Below are 17,486 nucleotides of genomic sequence, written 5' to 3' on the forward strand. Positions count from 1 at the left end.
ATCCGCATGAAACTTGCGCTCACCGCCCTGGTGCTGACCGTCGGCCTCACCGGCTGCGCCACCCGCTGGGTGGTCGACAGCGAGGTGAAAAGTTTCTCCAACATCAGCGCGGTTCCGGCCGGTGCCACCTACCGCTTCGAGCGCCTGCCCTCGCAGCAGGCCAGCGAGGCTTCGCAGCAACAGCTCGAAGCGATGGCGGGCGCCGCGCTCGAACGCGTCGGCCTGCGCCGCGACGACGCCACCCCCCGCTACACGGCACAGATCGGCGCCCGCGTGACAGCCGAGCTCTCGCCCTGGGCCGACCCCTGGTTCTACGGCGGCGGGCCATGGGGGCCCTACCGCTACGGCCGCTACGGCTCGCCCTGGTACGGCCGGGGCTGGTATGGCGGCGGCTGGTACGGACCGGCCTTCCCGCCCGCCTCGAACCCCTGGTATGCGCGCGAGGTCAGCATCGTGCTGCGCGAACTGCCGTCCAACCGCGTGGTGTACGAAACCCATGCGCGCAACGACGGCCCCTACACGGCCAGCGCGACGGTGCTGCCGGTGATGTTCCAGGCTGCCTTGCAGGGCTTTCCGAATCCGCCGAAGGGCGAACGCCGGGTGGACATCGAGGTCTCGACCGCCAAGAACTAGAGTCTGTTAGCAGGCCCTAGGGTTCACCCCTAGAATCGCCTCGGATGGAGGTCACCCGCCTGATTGCCGTGCGCCACGGCGAAACCGCATGGAATGTCGACACCCGCATCCAGGGGCATCTCGACATCGCCCTCAACGACACGGGCCTTTGGCAGGCCCGGCGCGTCGGGCAGGCGCTCGCGGAAGAACCCATCGCCGCCATCTATGCCAGCGACCTCGCGCGCGCATGGCAAACCGCGCTCGAAATCGCAGCGCCGCGCGGCATCGAGGTGAAGGCGGAGCCGGGGCTGCGCGAGCGGGCCTTCGGTCACTTCGAAGGCCGCACCTTCGCCGACATCGATGCCACCCTCCCCGACCAGGCCCGGCTCTGGCGCACTCGCGATCCGGCCTTCGCGCCGAATGGCGGTGAATCACTGCTGACCTTCAGGGAGCGCGTGACCGGCGTGGCGGCGGGGCTCGCAGCGCGGCACCCGGGCGAACTGGTGGTGATGGTGGCGCACGGCGGCGTGATGGACGTTCTCTACCGCGCGGCCACCGGGCAGGAACTGCAGGCTCCGCGCACCTGGCACCTGGGCAATGCCGCCATCAACCGCCTGCTCTGGACGCCCCAGGGCTTCACGCTCGTGGGCTGGGGCGATACCGGACACCTGAGCGAGGGGTCGCTCGACGAAGCCGCGGCCTGAACCAGGCCTGATCCGTTAAAAATAGAACTTTTCTATGAGTTCTCGCCGTCTACGCGGCGTTTCTTGTACTTCCTTTGTATTCAAAATGTAAAAAGGGAGGCAGAATCGTGTCCACGCCGTCCTACAGCAGTCGCAACCAAATGCGTCGAATGTTGCAGAGCATCCAAACGACATAGGCTGGGCACATAGCCTTTTGTACGGTGGCGCGACGCATCGTCAAGGGGCAATATCCGGCACATGGAGTGAATGCTTTGTAGTTACTCTTAATAGATACATGTAGGCCGGCGTACGAGGCAAGGAAGCAACAGCGCTAACAGCGGAGCCACCAGTTCATGGAACAAGGACCTCAACCCAATTCCTCGACCGACGCGACGGCGCTTTCGCTGGGGGACCTGTTCGTACCCCGTGCCGGCGCAGCGGGGCAAGCCGCGGTGCAAGTCTCAAGCCTCGATATCCCGCCGGCACTCGCGACCCGGTGGGCCGCGCAGGCCCAGGCGTCCGGCTTTCTGCCGGACACGCTCTTCGCCGCTTCATGGATCCTGCTTCAATCCCGCTGGCTGGGCCTGGCGGCGGTGGAGTTTCACGAGGCACCGGGTGCCGGCGTCGCGGTGAACTGCGACGACACCACGACAGCGCAGCAATGGCTGGCCGCGATCGACAGCGCACGTCGCAACAGCGCCGTCGCATCGACGGCCGGATCGCCGCCCCCTTTTGCGCTCTGGCTCCGTGATGGCGTGAGCGCCGGCCAGGCCGACGCGCCTTCGCTTCAGCTGGAATTCCATGCGCCCGCGGGCCGGCCGGCGACGCTCCGACTGGCCGCCACCGCTTCGCTGATGGACAGCGCAATCGAAGTCGGCCTGCTGCTGGCCATCGCCGACACCGCCTCGGATCTGCTCGATCGCCCCGCCGCGAGCCTGCGCGAGATCCGCACGCTGCCGGCCCTCGACAGCCAGCGCCAACTGGAAACATGGAACAGCGCCGCCTCGGCCTATGACGCGGCGCTGACCGTCCACGCCATGTTCGACCGCCAGGTCGCCCGCCGGCCCGATGCGATCGCGCTCGTCGGCGACGCAGGCGCGCTGAGCTACCGCGAGCTGGCCGAGCGCGCCGAACGGATGGCGCGCCGCCTGCAGGCGCACGGCATCCGTGCCGGCGACACCGTGGGCGTGATGCTCGACCGCTCGAGCGCGGCCGTGATCGTGATGCTCGGCATCCTGAAGGCAGGCGCCGTCTATGTGCCGGTCCAGCCGGATTTCCCGGTCGAGCGCATCGCCTTCATGTTCTCGCATTCCGACGTCGGCCTGGTCGTGACGCAGGCCGCGTACCGGCAGCTGGTGCCGAGCGAGCGGGCGCTGCTGTCCATCGACGACGATGCCGGCCAAGATGCCGCGCTGCCGCCGCTCGCACCGGCCGCGGCCGACGGCGAATCGGTGGCCTACGTGATGTACACCTCCGGCTCGACCGGCACGCCCAAGGGCATCGAGATCTGCCATCGCTCGATCCTGCGCCTCGTGGTCGACGCGCACTATGTCGAACTCCGTCCGGGCGAGGCCATGCTGCATGCGGCGCCGCTGGGCTTCGATGCCTCGACGCTGGAGATCTGGGGCCCGTTGCTCAATGGTGGCATCTGCGTGGTGCATGACGAGAAGGTGCCCACGGGCGCCGGCCTCGCACGCACCATCGCCCAACACTCGGTGAAGACCGCCTGGCTCACCGCCGGCCTGTTCAACGCGGTGGTCGACGACGATCCCGCGCAACTCGCAGGCCTGCGCCAGCTGCTCACCGGCGGCGAGGCGCTGTCGGTGCCGCACGTGCGGCGCGCGCTCGCGGCGTTGCCCGGGCTCACGCTGATCAACGGTTATGGACCGACCGAGTGCACCACCTTCGCGGCCACCCACCGGATTGCGCAGGACCTCGCGGCCGACGCGCGCTCGGTGCCCATCGGCCGCCCGATCAACGACACCGTGCTGCGCGTGCTGAGCCCCTCGATGGCGATGTTGCCCGCCGGCCTGGTCGGCGAGCTCTGCATCGGCGGGCGCGGCCTGGCGCGCGGCTACCTGCAGCGCCCCGACCTGAGCGCCGAACGCTTCGTGGCCGATCCCTTCGGCGGGCCCGGCGAGCGCCTCTACCGCACCGGCGACCAGGCGCGCTGGCTGCCCGACGGCAGCATCGAATACATCGGCCGCATCGACGGCCAGGTGAAGATCCGCGGCCATCGCATCGAGATCGGCGAGGTCGAGGCCGCGCTGCTCGCCCATCCCGGCATCAAGTCCTGTGCGGTCGTGCCGCGCGCGGACGCGGCAGGCCGGCTGCGCCTCGTGGCCTACCTCGTGGCGCGCGGCGCCGAGCTGCCCTGGACCACGCTGCGCCAGCATCTCGCCGATCGCCTGCCCGAAGCCATGCTGCCCGCGGCCCAGGTCTGGCTCGAACAGCTGCCGGTCACAACCAACGGCAAGCTGGACCGCCGCGCACTGCCCGAGCCGCCGCGGCAACGGCCCGAGCTCGCGCAGCCCTTCGAGGAAGCGCGCAGCGATACGGAGCGCCGCGTCTGCGCCGCCTTCGCGCGCGCCCTGGGCCTCGACCAGGTCGGCCGCAGCGACAACTTCTTCGACCTCGGCGGCGATTCGCTCTTGGTGCTCAGGGTGTTGCGCGATCTGCAGCAGGGCAGCGAACGCCGCCTCTCGAGCAACCTGTTCTTCCGCCAGCCGACGCCCGCGGCCCTGGCCGCCGACATGCAGGCGCAGGACGACGAGCCCGCACCGCCGCAGCGCGAGCGCACACCGGCAGCAAAGCCTGCCACCGGCAGCGACATGGAGCCGGTGGCGCTGATCGCCATGGCCGGCCGCTTCCCGGGCGCCGCCGATGTCGAACAGTTCTGGGACAACCTGATGGCCGGCCGCGAGTCGATCAGCTTCTTCGACGATGCGACGCTGGACGCCGGCGTCAGCGCCGCGCTGCGCGCCGACCCGCTCTACGTGCGCGCCCGCGGCGTGATCGACGACATCGATCAGTTCGACGCTGCCTTCTTCGGCATCAACCCGAAGGAAGCGGAGCTGATGGACCCGCAGCAGCGCGTGTTCCTCGAGATCTGCTGGGAATGCCTGGAACGCGGCGGCTACGTGCCCGACCAGGCGCCCGGCCCGGTCGGCGTGTACGGCGGCATGTACAACGCCAGCTACTTCCAGCGCCACGTCTCGACGCGGCCCGACCTGGTCGAGATGATCGGCGAGTTCCAGGTGATGCTGGCCAACGAGAAGGACTACATCACCACCCGCGTGGCGAACAAGCTCAACCTGACCGGCCCGGCCGTGAGCGTGCACACCGCCTGCTCGACCTCGCTGGTGGCGATCGCCCAGGCCTTCTTCGCGCTGCGCACCGGCCAGTGCCGCATGGCGCTGGCGGGCGGCGCCTCCGTTACCTGCCCGCCGAAGAGCGGCTATCTCTACAACGAAGGCTCGATGCTGTCGCCCGACGGCCATACGCGCAGCTTCGACGCCAAGGCCAAAGGCACGGTGTTCAGCGACGGCGCGACGGTCGTGCTGCTCAAGCGTCTCTCCGACGCGATCGCCGACGGCGACACCATCTACGCGGTGCTGCGCGGCGCCGGCATCAACAACGACGGCGGCGCCAAGGCCAGCTTCACCGCGCCCAGCGTGGACGGCCAGGCCGCGGTGGTCGAAGCGGCGCTCGCCTCGGCCGGCGTCGAGGCGCGCAGCATCTCCTATGTCGAGACGCACGGCACGGCGACGCCGATGGGCGATCCGATCGAGGTCGAAGGCTTGACGCGCGCCTTTGCCGCGCACACCGCCGACATCGACTTCTGCACCATCGGCTCGCTGAAGAGCAATGTCGGCCACATGGTCACCGCTGCGGGTGCGGCCGGCCTCATCAAGACCGCCCTCGCGCTGCACTGCGAGGCGATCCCGGCCAGCCTGCACTACGACGCGCCGAACCCGGCCATCGATTTCGAGGCCACGCCCTTCCGCGTGAACAGCCAGCTTCGCCCCTGGCCGCGCGAGGCCGCGCCGCGACGTGCCGGCGTCAGCAGCTTCGGCGTCGGCGGCACGAATGCGCACGTGATCGTCGAGGAAGCGCCGCTCGCCGCGCCTTCCGATCCGGCGAACGGCCCGCAACTGCTCACGCTCTCTGCGCGGACGCCGGCGGCGCTCGCCGCCGCCACCGCCCGGCTGGCCGATCACCTCGATGCGCACCGCGAACTCTCGTTGGCCGACGTCGCCCACACGCTGCGCGTGGGACGCAAGCAGTTCGCGCAGCGCGCCTGCGTGGTCGCCGAATCCATCGACGAAGCCGTGACGGCCTTGCGCAGCGCCGACTCGGCCGCCCGCGCCGGCGCCGCGGTCAATGCCTGGGTGCCGCAGCCGGTCTTCATGTTCCCCGGCCAAGGTGCGCAATACGCCGGCATGGGTCGCACGCTGTATGCCGGCGATGCCGTCTTCCGCGCCGCCTTCGACGAATGCCTGCAGGCCTTCGAGGGCGTGCTCGGCTTCGACCTGCGCGAGCGCATGTTCTCGGACGATGCAGCCGCGCTGGCGCCGACCTCGGTCACGCAGCCGGCGACCTTCGCGCTCGAATACGCGCTGGCGCGCCAGCTGATGGCGCTCGATGTGAAGCCGGCCGCGATGATCGGCCACAGCGTCGGCGAGTTCGCCGCCGCCGTGCTGGCCGGCGTGATGCGGCTCGAGGATGCGGCCCGCCTGGTCGCGCGGCGCGGCGCGCTGATGCAGGCATTGCCCGCCGGCACCATGCTCTCGGTGCGCCTGCCGGCCGCCGAGCTGCAGCCGCTCCTGCCCGAAGGGATTTCGCTCGCGGCCGACAACGGCCCGGCGGTCTGCGTGGCCGCAGGCCCGAGCGATGCCATCGAGAAGCTGCGCGCCGAGCTCGAAGCCAGGGGCATCGTCGCCAAGACGCTGCAGACCTCGCATGCCTTCCACTCCGCGATGATGGACGCGGCGGTCGCGCCCTTCGAGGCGCTGGTGCGCGAGACGCCGCTCGCCCTGCCCCGCCTCCCGATCTACTCGACCCTCACCGGCCGCCTCCTGAGCGCCGAGGAAGCGACCGACCCGCACTATTGGGCGCGCCACCTGCGCGAGACGGTGCGCTTCTCGCCCGCCGTGCGCGAAGTGCTGGCCCAGCTCGCGCATCCGCTCTTCGTCGAGATCGGCCCGCGCAACACGCTGGCGACGCTGGTGCGCCAGCACGCGAGCAAGGCCTTGCCCGCGCCGGCGGCCTCGCTGCTTGCCGACCAGACGAGCAGCGAGAGCGCGGCCTGGCGGCTCGGCGCCGGCCGGCTCTGGGCCCAGGGCGTGGAGATCGACCTGGCCGCCCTCGATACGCGCGCACGCAAGCAGCGCGTGCGCCTGCCCACCTATCCCTTCGAACGCAAGCGCTTCTGGGTCGACATCGCGTCGGCGCCGGCCGCCGTTGCACTGCCCGCCGAAATTCCTGCCCCATCCGTGCCCCTGACCCCATCGATTCCGGAGTTGACAATGACCGTCGCCACTTCCGCGCCACCCGCGCGCCGCGCCTCCCTCGTCACGCGCCTGCGCGAGCTGTTCGAGAACCTCTCGGGCGCCGACATGGCCGACGTCGACGGCGCCGCGCCCTTCGTCGAGATCGGCCTCGACTCGCTCACGCTCACGCAGGCCGCGCTGCAGGTCAAGAAGACCTTCAAGGTCAACCTGACTTTCCGGCAGCTCATGGAGAGCTATCGCAGCTTCGACGCACTGGCCGAGTTCCTCGACGCCACGTTGCCGCCGGATGCCGCAGCAGCGGTGGTGCCACAGGCCGCGCCGGCGATGCCCGCCGCCGTGCCGCAGCAGCCGGTGCTTGCGGCGCTGCCGGCAGCGCTGCCGGCCATGCAGCCCGCGGCGGCCATGGCGGGCGGCAACGGCAGCCTGGTGCAGCAGGTCATCGCGCAACAGATGCAATTGATGCAACAGCAACTCGCATTGCTGTCGGCGGCGCCGACGGTTCCGGCCAGCCCCGTGCTGCCGGCCCCGGCGGTGGAGCAACCCACGCCCATGGCCACCGCCGCGGCCACGGCGTCCAACACCCCCGAGCCGGCTGCCACCGAGGAGCCGCTCCCGGTCGCGCCGAAGTACGACGTCAAGAAAGCCTTCGGCGCCATCGCGCGCATCCACACGCAGAGCAAGGAGCCGACCGAGCGCCAGAAGGCACGGCTCGCCGCCTTCATGCGCCGCTACGTCGAGCGCACGCAGAAGAGCAAGGCCTTCACCGAGCGCAACCGCCCGCACATGGCCGACCCGCGCGTGGTCAACGGCTTCCGGCCCGCGACCAAGGAGATCACCTACCAGATCGTGATCGAGCGCTCCAAGGGCTCGCGCATGTGGGACATCGACGGCAACGAGTACGTCGACACGCTCAACGGCTTCGGCATGAACCTCTTCGGCTGGACGCCCGACTTCATCAACGAAGCGGTGAAGACGCAGCTCGAGCTCGGCTACGAGATCGGCCCGCAGCATCCGCTGGCCGCCGAAGTAACCCGGCTGCTGTGCGAGCTCACCGGCTTCGACCGCGCGGGCCTGTGCAACACCGGTTCCGAGGCGGTGATGGCGGCGCTGCGCATCGCGCGCACCGTCACCGGCCGCAGCACTGTGGTGCTCTTCACCGGCTCCTACCACGGCACCTTCGACGAAGTGCTGGTGCGCGCGGGCCGCAACGCCAAGGGCATGTCGGCCGCGCCCGGCGTGCTGCAAGGCATGTTCGGCGACGTGCGCGTGCTGGACTACGGCACGCCCGAGGCGCTCGAATTCATCCGCGCCAACGCCGAGGACCTGGCCGCCGTGCTGGTCGAGCCGGTGCAGAGCCGCCGGCCCGACTTCCAGCCGCGCGAGTTCCTGCGCGAGGTGCGCGCGATCACCGAAAAATCCGACACCTGCCTGATCTTCGACGAGGTCATCACCGGCTTCCGCTGCGACCTGGGCGGTGCGCAGGCGCTGTTCGGCATCCGCGCCGATCTCGCCACCTACGGCAAGGTGCTGGGCGGCGGCTTCCCCGTCGGCGTGATCGCCGGCAGGCGGCAGTACATGGATGCGCTCGACGGCGGCCCCTGGCAGTACGGCGACGATTCGGTGCCCACCGTGGGCGTGACCTACTTCGCCGGCACCTTCGTGCGGCATCCGCTTGCGCTGGCCGCGGCCAAGGCCGCGCTCGAGCACCTGAAGGCAGACAACAACAAGCTGCAGACCCAGCTCAACCTGCACACCGCGGCCATGGCCGACGAGCTCTCGGCCTTCTGCCGCGAGGTCGGCGCGCCGGTCGAGATCCGCTACTTCTCCTCGCTGTGGCGCGTGAGCTGGCTGGAAGACCATCCGCTGCAGGACCTGCTGTTCGCGATGATGCGCAGCCGCGGCGTGCACATCCTCGACAACTTCCCCTGCTTCATGACGGCCGCGCATTCGCAGCAGGACATCGCGACCATCAAGTCCGCCTTCAAGGAATCGATCGCCGAGATGCAGGAAGCCGAGCTGCTGCCGCGCCGCGCCGCGCCCAAGACGGTGCTCGACCCCTCGCATCCGCCCGCACCCGATGCGCGGCTGGGCCGCGACAAGGATGGCCAACCCGCCTGGTTCGTGCCCGATCCGAACGCCCAAGGCAAATTCACGAAGTACAAAGCATGATCGACGCAGTCGCCACCCTGTCCGCCGAGGACGCCACCGAGGATTTCGATCCCTTCGCCTCGGGCCAGATCGAGCGGGTCGTCTCGACCACCGAGGCGCAACGCGAAGTCTGGCTCGGCGATCGCCTGAGTCCGGAAGCCTCGCTCGCCTACAACGAGACGCTCCGGCTGCGGCTCAAGGGCACGCTGGACACGCGTGCACTCGCCAGCGCACTCGACCGGCTGGTCGCGCGCCACGAATCGCTGCGCGCCACCATCTCGCCCGATGGCACGCAGTTGCTGATCGGCGAGGCCGCTCCGGTCCACATGGCCGAACACGACCTCGGCGCGCTCGATGCGACGGCGCAGAAGCGCAGGCTCGAGGAAGACGGCGTGGCCGCCGTGCTCGAGCCCTTCCAGCTCGAACAGGGTCCGCTCTTCAGGGCCGCGCTCTACCGGCTGTCGCCGATCGACCATGTGCTCGTGATGAGCGCGCACCACGCGATCTGCGACGGCTGGTCCTGGGGCGTGATCAGCCAGGACCTCGGCAGTCTCTATGCCGAACAGATCGGCGCCGGTCCGGCATTGGAGCCGGCGGCCCAGTACTCCGACTACGCCGCCTGGGAGGCGCAAGAGGCGAACAGCCCCGAGATGGATGCCCACGTCGGCTACTGGCTCTCGCGCTTCGCCGGCGGCAGCCTGCCGGTGCTGGAGCTGCCGCTGGACCGCCCGCGGCCTGCCGTGCGCACCTTCAATGCCTACCGCATCGACCACGTGCTGAGCCAGGACCTGATCGACGGTCTGCGCAAGGTCGGCGCCGTCTCGGGCACCAGCCTGTTCGCGACCATGTTCGGCGCCTTCGCCGCGACCCTGCACCGCCTCACGGCGCAGGACGACCTGGTGATCGGCATCGCCGCCGCGGGCCAGATGCCCAGCGACATGCCCTCGCTGGTGGGCCACTGCGTCAACCTGCTGCCGATCCGCGTGGCGGTCGACGCCCAGGCTCGCTTCGATGCGCTGGCGCGCCAGTCGGGCAGCGCCCTGCTCGACGCCTTCGAACACCAGACCCTGACCTACGGCGCGCTGCTCAAGAAGCTGCCCGTGCCGCGCGACCCCAGCCGGCTGCCGCTGGTGAACGTGCTGTTCAACGTGGACCGCGATGCCGCGCCCAACGAAGGCAACTTTCCCGACCTGCAGGTCGAGCAGAGCACCATCGCGCGCCGCTACGAGAACTTCGAGCTCTTCCTCAACGTGACGCCCGTGGTGGGCGGCATGCAGATGGAGGCGCAGTACAACGCCGACCTCTACGACGACGCGACCGTGCGCCGCTGGCTCGGCATGTATGAATCCCTGCTGCGCGCCGTGGTGCGCGATCCGACGCGGCCGGTCGGCCGGCTCGACCTCCTGTCGCCCGCCGAAGCGCGTGCTCTCGCGGCCCTGCAGCCGGCGCCGACGCCGCTGGAAGGCGCGCCGCTGATGCATGCGGGCTTCATGACGCATGCAGCGACACAGCCCGCACAGCCGGCCTTGCGCGATGGCGCCCAGCGCATGAGCTACCGCGAACTCGACGAACGCTCGAACCAATTGGCCCATGCGCTGCGTGCGCGCGGCATGGGCCGCGGCGAACGTGTCGGCCTGTGCCTGGACCGCGGCTTCGACATGTTCGTGGCCCTGCTCGCGGTGCTCAAGAGCGGCGCCGCCTATGTGCCGCTCGACCCCGCCTTCCCGCAGGCGCGGCTGGACTACTACGCCGAAGACGCGAAGCTCGGGCTGCTGCTGACCAGCTCCTCGATCGCCGCGGCGCCGAAGATGTGGCGCGAAGACGCGGCTGACCGCGTGCTGCTGCTCGACCTGGACACCAGCTGGCAGAACGAAGCGCCCACGCCGCTCGTGCCCGGCGCGCAGGATGCGCAGGGCGAAGACACGGCCTACGTGATCTACACCTCCGGCTCGACCGGCAAGCCCAAGGGCGTTTGCGTGCCGCACCGCGCGGCGGCGAACCTGATGCAGACCATGCAGCGCGAGCCGGGCATCGGCGCGAGCGATCGCATGGCCGCAGTGACCACGCTGTCCTTCGACATGGCGGTGCCCGAGGTGATGCTGCCGCTGGCGGCGGGCGCCGAGATCGTGATCGTGCAGCGCGAGGTCGCGATGGACGGCAACCGGCTGCGCGCGCTGCTCGAGTCCGAAGCCATCACCATCCTGCAGGCCACGCCCGGCATGTGGCGGTTGCTGCTCGATGCAGAGTGGTCGGGTCCGCGCGGCTTCCGCGCCTGGATCGGCGCGGAGCCGGTGCCGGCGGATCTCTCGCTCGAATTGATGGGCCGCACGAGCGAGCTCTGGAACCTCTACGGACCGACGGAAACCACCGTGTGGTCGACCGTCTGGCGCATGGAGCGCCCGATCGTCGCGGCGCGCGGAGTCTCGATCGGCCGCCCGATGGCGAACACCGGCGTCTGGATCCTCGACAGCAACCTGCAGCCCTGCCCGATCGGCGTGCCGGGCGAGATCTGCATCAGCGGCATGGGCGTGACACTGGGCTACCTCGACCGGCCCGAGCTCACGGCCGAGCGCTTCGTGACGACCGCCATCGACGGCGTTCACACGCTGATCTACCGCAGCGGCGACCGCGGCCGCTGGCGCAACGACGGCCTCTTGGAACACTTGGGCCGCTTCGACTTCCAGGTCAAGGTGCGCGGCTACCGCATCGAGCTCGGCGAGATCGAGGCGCGCTGCAACGAGGCGCCGGGCGTGGCGCGCAGCGTGGTCGTCACGCGCGAAGACCAGCCGGGCGACGTGCGCCTGGTGGCCTACCTCGCGGCCTCGCCGGGCGCCACGGTCGACCTGGCCGCGCTCGACCGCCATCTGCGCAGCCGCCTGCCGCAGTACATGGTGCCGCAGCATGTGGTCGGCCTCGACGCCATTCCGCTCTTGCCCAACGGCAAGGTGGACCGCAAGGCGCTGCCCAAGCCCAGCGCGACGCGGCAGGAGACGAGCGAGCGGCTGGCGCCGCGCAACGAGCGCGAACGCATCGTGATGGAAACGATGGAGCGCGTGCTCAACCTGCCAGGCCTCGGCATCCGCGACGACTTCTTCTCGCTGGGCGGCCATTCGCTGCTGGCGGCGCGCCTGGCGACCCTGCTGAGCCGCGAGTTCGAGCTCACGGTGCCGCTGCGCATGCTGTTCGAGGCGCCGACGGCCGAACGGCTGGCCGCGGCGATCGAAGGCCTCGACGGCAGCAACGCGCCGCGCAGCGCACCCATCGCGCATGTCGCGGACCGCAGGAGCGCACCGCTCACGCCGATGCAGGAGCGCATCCGCTTCGTGGAGGAGCTGCATCCGGGGCGTTCGACCTACAACGCCCCGTCCGCGCACCGGCTCGGCGGGCCGCTGGACATCGAGAAGTTCAAGGCGGCGCTGCGCGTGATGATCGAGCGGCAACCATCGCTGCGCACCGCTATCGGTGCCGATGCGGCCACCGGCGCACCGGCCGCGCTGATCGCGAAGGAGCTGGCCTACGAGCTGCCGGTGATCGACCTCGGCCACCTGCCCGAAGACCAGCGCGAAGCCGAGCTGATCGAGCGCATGCACGAAATGGCCGACCAGCCGATCGACATCCATCGCGCACCGATGTTCCACGCGGCGCTCTACAAGATCGCAGCCGACGATCATGCCTTCGTGTTCGTGCCGCACCACCTGATCTGGGACGGCTGGTCCTTCGACATCCTGCAGAGCGAGCTTGCGGCCATCTACGGCGCGCTGGTGCGCGGCGAGGCGCACGGCCTGCCCGAACTGGCCGTGACCCACGGCGACTATGCCGACTGGTATGCGCGCTGGCTCACCGAGCCCGAGGCCGAACTCCAGCTGCGCTACTGGAAGGACCGCTTCGCGAACTCGCCGACGCCGAAGGCGCCGCGCACCGACATGCCGCGCCGCGCCGGCATGAGCGGTCAGGGTGGCGCGCACTGGATCAATGTCGACAAGGCGCTCACCGAGCGGCTGCGCGAGACCGGCCAGCGCCACGACGTCACGCTCAACATGCTGACCCTGGGCGTCTATATTCTCATGATGAGCAGCATCATCGACAGCCGCTCGATCGTCATCGCCACGCCGGTGCGCGGCCGCGAGGCGCCCGAGCTCGAGCCGGTGATGGGTTTCTTCAACAACGTGCTGCCGCTGTCCTTCCAGATCGACCGCTCGCTGCGCTTCGGCGAGTTCATGCGCTATGTCAAGCAGGAGCTGATCGCGGTGATGAGCCACCAGCAGATCCCCTTCGAGCGCCTGGTCAGCGAGCCGGAGTTCGTGGAGCGCGCGCAGGGCGTGGGGCTCTACCAGGCCCTGTTCTCGTTCCAGGATGCGCGCGAGCGGCCGCGCGACATCGGCGGCCTCCAGCACCGCCAGATGCACCTGCCGCAGCGCGGCGCGACCGACGATCTCGGCATCTGGCTGATGGACAAGCCCGACGGCCTCGAAGGCGCGGTGGTCTACAACGCCGACATCTACAAGCGCGAGACCGGCGCCGCCTTCAAGGAGCGCTACCTCGAGCTGCTGCGCCTGGTCGCGCAGCAGCCGGACGCCACGCTGGAAACCATCGCGGCGCCGGCCGGCTCGAACAGCGCGAGCTACCTGCAGCGGCTCGCGGCCGACGCGGCGCCGGCGCCCACCGCAGCGCAAACCGCGGCCTCGCGACCGCGGCAGGCGCAGCCGCAGGTGCTGCTGTTGCCCGAACAGGCGAAGCTGGCCCAGATCTGGGCCAGCGCGCTCAGCATCGACGTCAACGACATCCATGCCCACGACAACTTCTTCGACCTGGGCGGCGACTCGCTGCTCGCGATGCGCGTGATCCAGCAGGCCGAACAGGTAATGGGCTTCCGCGTGGAACCGCGCCGCTATGTGTTCGAAGGCCTGGGGCAGCTGGCGTCGGCCGCTGCCGGCATCGCGCTCGACGCCTTGGCCGCGGCGTCGGCGGAGGGCGAGTCGCGGCGCGGCGGCCTGCTCGGCCGCGTATTCTCCGGCTGGAGCCGCAAGAGCTGACGAGGCCACCATGACGATCACACAACTCCCCTCCTCGGCACATTGCCGCCTCTGGCAGGTCGACCTGGACGCCACGCCGGCGCCGCAGGCGGTGGCTTCCCTGTCGGAGGCCGAGTGGGAGCGCGCCCGGCGCTTCGTCTTCCGGCGTGACCGCAACCGTTTCGTCGCCGCCCATGCAGCCCTGCGCGAGACGCTGTCCGCGCAATGCGGCATTCCCGCGAGCCTGCTGGAGTTCGACCACGGCGCCTTCGGCAAGCCCACGCTGGTCGAGCATGCGCAGCTGCGCTTCAACCTGAGCCACAGCCAGTCGGTGGCCTTGATCGCGGTCTGCGACGAGGCCGAAGTGGGCGTCGATGTCGAACTGCTGCGCCCGATGCCGGACGCGGCGGCGCTGGCCGCCAGCTACTTCACCGAGGCCGAGCGGCATGCGCTGGCCCAGCTCGAACCCAGCGCGCGCGACCGCGCCTTCCTCGCCTGCTGGACCCGCAAGGAGGCCTGCCTGAAGGCCACCGGCATGGGCCTCTCGGTCGACACGCGCAGCTTCGACGTGGGCGTGGTGCCCGATTCGCGCGAAGTGAAGATCACCTCCGCCGATGGCGTGGTGCGCCTGGCGCTGTCCTCCTTCCATGATGTCCAGGGCGCCCTGTGTGCAGTGGCACGGGTGCTGATATGCGAAGAGGCGGTTGTCGTACAGCGCCTGCCCGCCGTCGAAAGCGAGACTTACGCATGACTCCGATGCTCTTCGGCCCGGCCTCGCGGCAGCTCTTCGGGCTCTTCCATTCGCCTGAGCGCGAGAGCGGCATCGCGGTGCTGATCTGCCCGCCCCTCGGGCAGGAGGCGGTCCGCGCGCATCGCCTGTTCCGCGTGCTGTCCGACCGGCTCGCGCGTTCCGGCGTGGCGGTGCTGCGCTTCGACTACCACGGCAGCGGCGATTCGCCCGGCGAGGACACCGACGGCGATCTCGAAGGCTGGCGGCGCGACGTCTGCACCGCGCACGAGGAGTTGCGGCGCCGCGCCGGCAGCCGGCGCATCGTTTGGCTCGGCGCGCGCCTGGGCGCCGCGCTGGCGGTGCTGGCGGCCAAGAGTGGGCGCTGCGATCCGGCCCGGCTGATCCTGTGGGACCCGATCGTCGACGGTGCGCGCTACGTCGAGGAGCTGCGCGCCGGCCACGTGGATGCGCTCGAACGTTCCTTCTGCGTGCCTGACCCGGCATGGCGGCGCCGGCTGGCGAAGGACGGCGATTCCTTCACCGACGAGATCTTCGGCTTCGGCGTGTCGCCGATCCTGCGCCAGCAGTTGCGTGCGCTCGGCCCGGAAGCCCTGCAGCTCACGGCGCTGCACGAAACGGTGGTGCTCGCCGATGCCGATGACCATATTGCCCATCAATGGGCGGGCAAGGAGACGGCCCGCCACATGCCGCTGCGCGTCACGCCGTTCCAGCATCCCCTGATCTGGACCTCCGATCCGCATCCCAATAACGCGATGGTCCCCACCGAGGCCCTGCAACGCTTGCTGGCAGAAGTCCATGAATGACTACAAGGAAATCCCCGTCCAGTTCGGGCCCGACGGCTCGCTGATCGGCGTCATCACGACGCCCTCAGAGGGCTCGCTGGCGCCCGTCGCCTGCCTCATGCTCAACATGGGCGCGAACCACCGGATCGGGCCTCGGCGCATCAACGTGAAGCTGGCGCGGCAGATGGCCGCACGCGGCATCAGCAGCATCCGCTTCGACCTCGCGGGCCTGGGCGACAGCGGCCCGGCCGGCGGCTCCGAGCATTTCCTCACGCAGGCGGTGTTCGATCTGCAGGCGGCGATGAACCTGATCCAGACCATGCTCGGCATCCGACGCTTCATTGCGATCGGCCTGTGCTCGGGCGCCACCAACGGGCTTTCGCTCGCCGTTGCCGATGCGCGCGTGATCGGGCTCCTGATGTTCGACGGCTACGCCTTCCCCGGCCGCCGCGCGCGCTGGGAGCGCACCTTGCACCGCGCGCTGGCGGTGCCGACCAATCCGGCCGTGATCGGCAAGACGGTGCGCTGGCTGCAGCGCAAGTTCTCGGCCAGCGCCGCGGCCGCCGCCTCGCCCGGCATCTTCGAGCCCGAACCGCCGGAGGTCACGGCCGCGCTGTTCCGCCGCTCGATGACGCAGCTGGCGGAGCGCAACGTGGCGGTGCTGCTTTTCTACACCGGCACCATGCACGTGACGGACCGCCACCGCGACCAGTTGGGGCCCTTTGCCGACGAGCCCTTCATGCAGCAGTTCGAATACGAGTTCATCGGCGAGATCGACCACAGCCTCACCTCGATGGCCTCGCAGCAGATCTTCATGAAGGTGGTGTGCGATTGGGCGCTGCGCGTGACGCATGGCGGTACGGCCTCGGCCCATTCCGCTGCAACGGGTCGCGCCGGCACGCATGCGGGCGCAGCGCGCAGCGCCGCGGCCTGGCAGCGCGATCCGGTGCATTGAACGCCCCCTTCTTCGTCCGTTTCCGGTGCTCAGACCACCAGCAGGCCTTGGTCCAGCAAGTCCTGCACGATGTCCGCCTGCAATCGGTCGCGGCGGCGCTTGGCGACCTCGCGCTGCAGAGCCGCTTCTGCCAGCCAGCGCTTGAACTCCACGAAGGTCGCCGGCGCGATAGTGCTCATGAGCGCCATGCGGCCAGTGGGCGAAATGACCACGTGCTCGAAGCGCGGTGCGCTCGTGAGTACCGAGGCGCGGACAGCCTGGACCGGCCACAGGTCGCCTTCGTCGGCAGAGAACCGGAAAGGGTGAGGGTCATCCTCCACGGGTTGGCGACGCAGGAAGTCGACTTCGAAGCCACGGGCGTTGATGGCCGTTTTGTTGGGCCCTTCCTTGCGCTCGAAGCTCGGGTCGGCTCTCTTGAGCACCTTCAGTACCGAGGAGTCCGACTGCTCGAGGTCAGTCATGAATTGCACGCGCCTGCGCGCATCCCACAACAGGTCGACGTCTTGCGTGGCCAGTGCGCCCGGCGCGACGCGAACACTCGCGGCCGTTTCGTAGGCATACAAGGCGTATGTGCCCACGACGGTAAAGTGCTTGAACAGCCCTGCATCTTCAAGCGCCTGAAGCAGCCGAACGACCAGATCAGGGGTACGGCCCGTCTTCAGCGCCTTGTTCATGCGCTCAGCCTCGGTGAGCGCTTCACGCAGCGATTGCAAGCGCGACTCGAGCGCCTTCTTCCGCGATATGTACTCCGTGAAGGTGCGTTCGGTTTGCTCCGAGCGGGCGCCCAGCCGCTCTTGGACGCGGCGGCGCGGCTTGGTCTTCACCAGGTACTCATACGCTCCCTCCCGCTTCCAAATACATGCTGCCGGCGTAAGCTTCGACCTGGCGCTTGACGCGTCGAAACTCGCCGAAGACGGTCATCGAGTCGATGACCTGGCGGGCCGCGTTGTCGGGAAGTGGGAGGTAGTTCATCACCGCAAAAATAAAGAAATCTGAATTGATGCGGTGAATCGATATAAATCAACAACTT

Annotated in this window: 9 protein-coding genes; 7 read left to right on the plus strand and 2 right to left on the minus strand. The window is 69.5% G+C overall.

What is annotated here, in order from left to right:
* Window positions 1–6 precede the first annotated feature (6 nt).
* The 7 genes from ACSQ9A_RS23625 (at window position 7) to ACSQ9A_RS23655 (ending at window position 16,456) form a co-directional block, all read left to right on the plus strand.
* A complete protein-coding gene (locus tag ACSQ9A_RS23625) occupies window positions 7–633 on the plus strand; it encodes a DUF4136 domain-containing protein (RefSeq protein ID WP_436305415.1) in 627 nt (208 codons plus the stop codon).
* 44 nt (window positions 634–677) lie between these two features.
* Window positions 678–1,316, plus strand: coding sequence for a histidine phosphatase family protein (locus tag ACSQ9A_RS23630; RefSeq protein WP_436305416.1), 639 nt, complete (start codon window positions 678–680; stop codon window positions 1,314–1,316).
* 332 nt (window positions 1,317–1,648) lie between these two features.
* Window positions 1,649–8,977, plus strand: a complete 7,329-nt coding sequence (locus tag ACSQ9A_RS23635; RefSeq protein WP_436305417.1) for an amino acid adenylation domain-containing protein — start codon at window positions 1,649–1,651, stop codon at window positions 8,975–8,977.
* The gene (locus ACSQ9A_RS23640) at window positions 8,974–13,989 is read left to right on the plus strand and encodes an amino acid adenylation domain-containing protein (RefSeq protein ID WP_436305418.1); all 5,016 of its coding nucleotides are present in this window, start codon (window positions 8,974–8,976) and stop codon (window positions 13,987–13,989) included. Before ACSQ9A_RS23635 ends, ACSQ9A_RS23640 begins: the two co-directional genes overlap by 4 nt.
* 10 nt (window positions 13,990–13,999) lie before the next feature.
* The gene (locus ACSQ9A_RS23645; protein ID WP_436305419.1) at window positions 14,000–14,719 is read left to right on the plus strand and encodes a 4'-phosphopantetheinyl transferase family protein; all 720 of its coding nucleotides are present in this window, start codon (window positions 14,000–14,002) and stop codon (window positions 14,717–14,719) included.
* The gene (locus ACSQ9A_RS23650) at window positions 14,716–15,522 is read left to right on the plus strand and encodes an alpha/beta fold hydrolase (protein ID WP_436305420.1); all 807 of its coding nucleotides are present in this window, start codon (window positions 14,716–14,718) and stop codon (window positions 15,520–15,522) included. Before ACSQ9A_RS23645 ends, ACSQ9A_RS23650 begins: the two co-directional genes overlap by 4 nt.
* The gene (locus ACSQ9A_RS23655; RefSeq protein WP_436305421.1) at window positions 15,515–16,456 is read left to right on the plus strand and encodes an alpha/beta hydrolase family protein; all 942 of its coding nucleotides are present in this window, start codon (window positions 15,515–15,517) and stop codon (window positions 16,454–16,456) included. Before ACSQ9A_RS23650 ends, ACSQ9A_RS23655 begins: the two co-directional genes overlap by 8 nt.
* 29 nt (window positions 16,457–16,485) lie before the next feature.
* Here ACSQ9A_RS23655 and ACSQ9A_RS23660 read toward each other — a convergent pair whose 3' ends face one another.
* Together ACSQ9A_RS23660 and ACSQ9A_RS23665 are read right to left on the minus strand one after the other, a co-directional pair.
* Complete coding sequence (locus ACSQ9A_RS23660; RefSeq protein WP_436305422.1) at window positions 16,486–17,280, minus strand: GSU2403 family nucleotidyltransferase fold protein; 795 nt, start codon at window positions 17,278–17,280, stop codon at window positions 16,486–16,488.
* 7 nt (window positions 17,281–17,287) lie between these two features.
* Window positions 17,288–17,428 carry a hypothetical protein gene (locus ACSQ9A_RS23665; RefSeq protein WP_436305423.1) on the minus strand — a complete coding sequence of 47 codons (141 nt, stop codon included), beginning with the start codon at window positions 17,426–17,428 and terminating at the stop codon, window positions 17,288–17,290.
* Window positions 17,429–17,486 lie beyond the last annotated feature (58 nt).

The organism is Variovorax sp. LjRoot290 (assembly GCF_964253985.1).
Lineage (GTDB): Bacteria > Pseudomonadota > Gammaproteobacteria > Burkholderiales > Burkholderiaceae_C > Variovorax.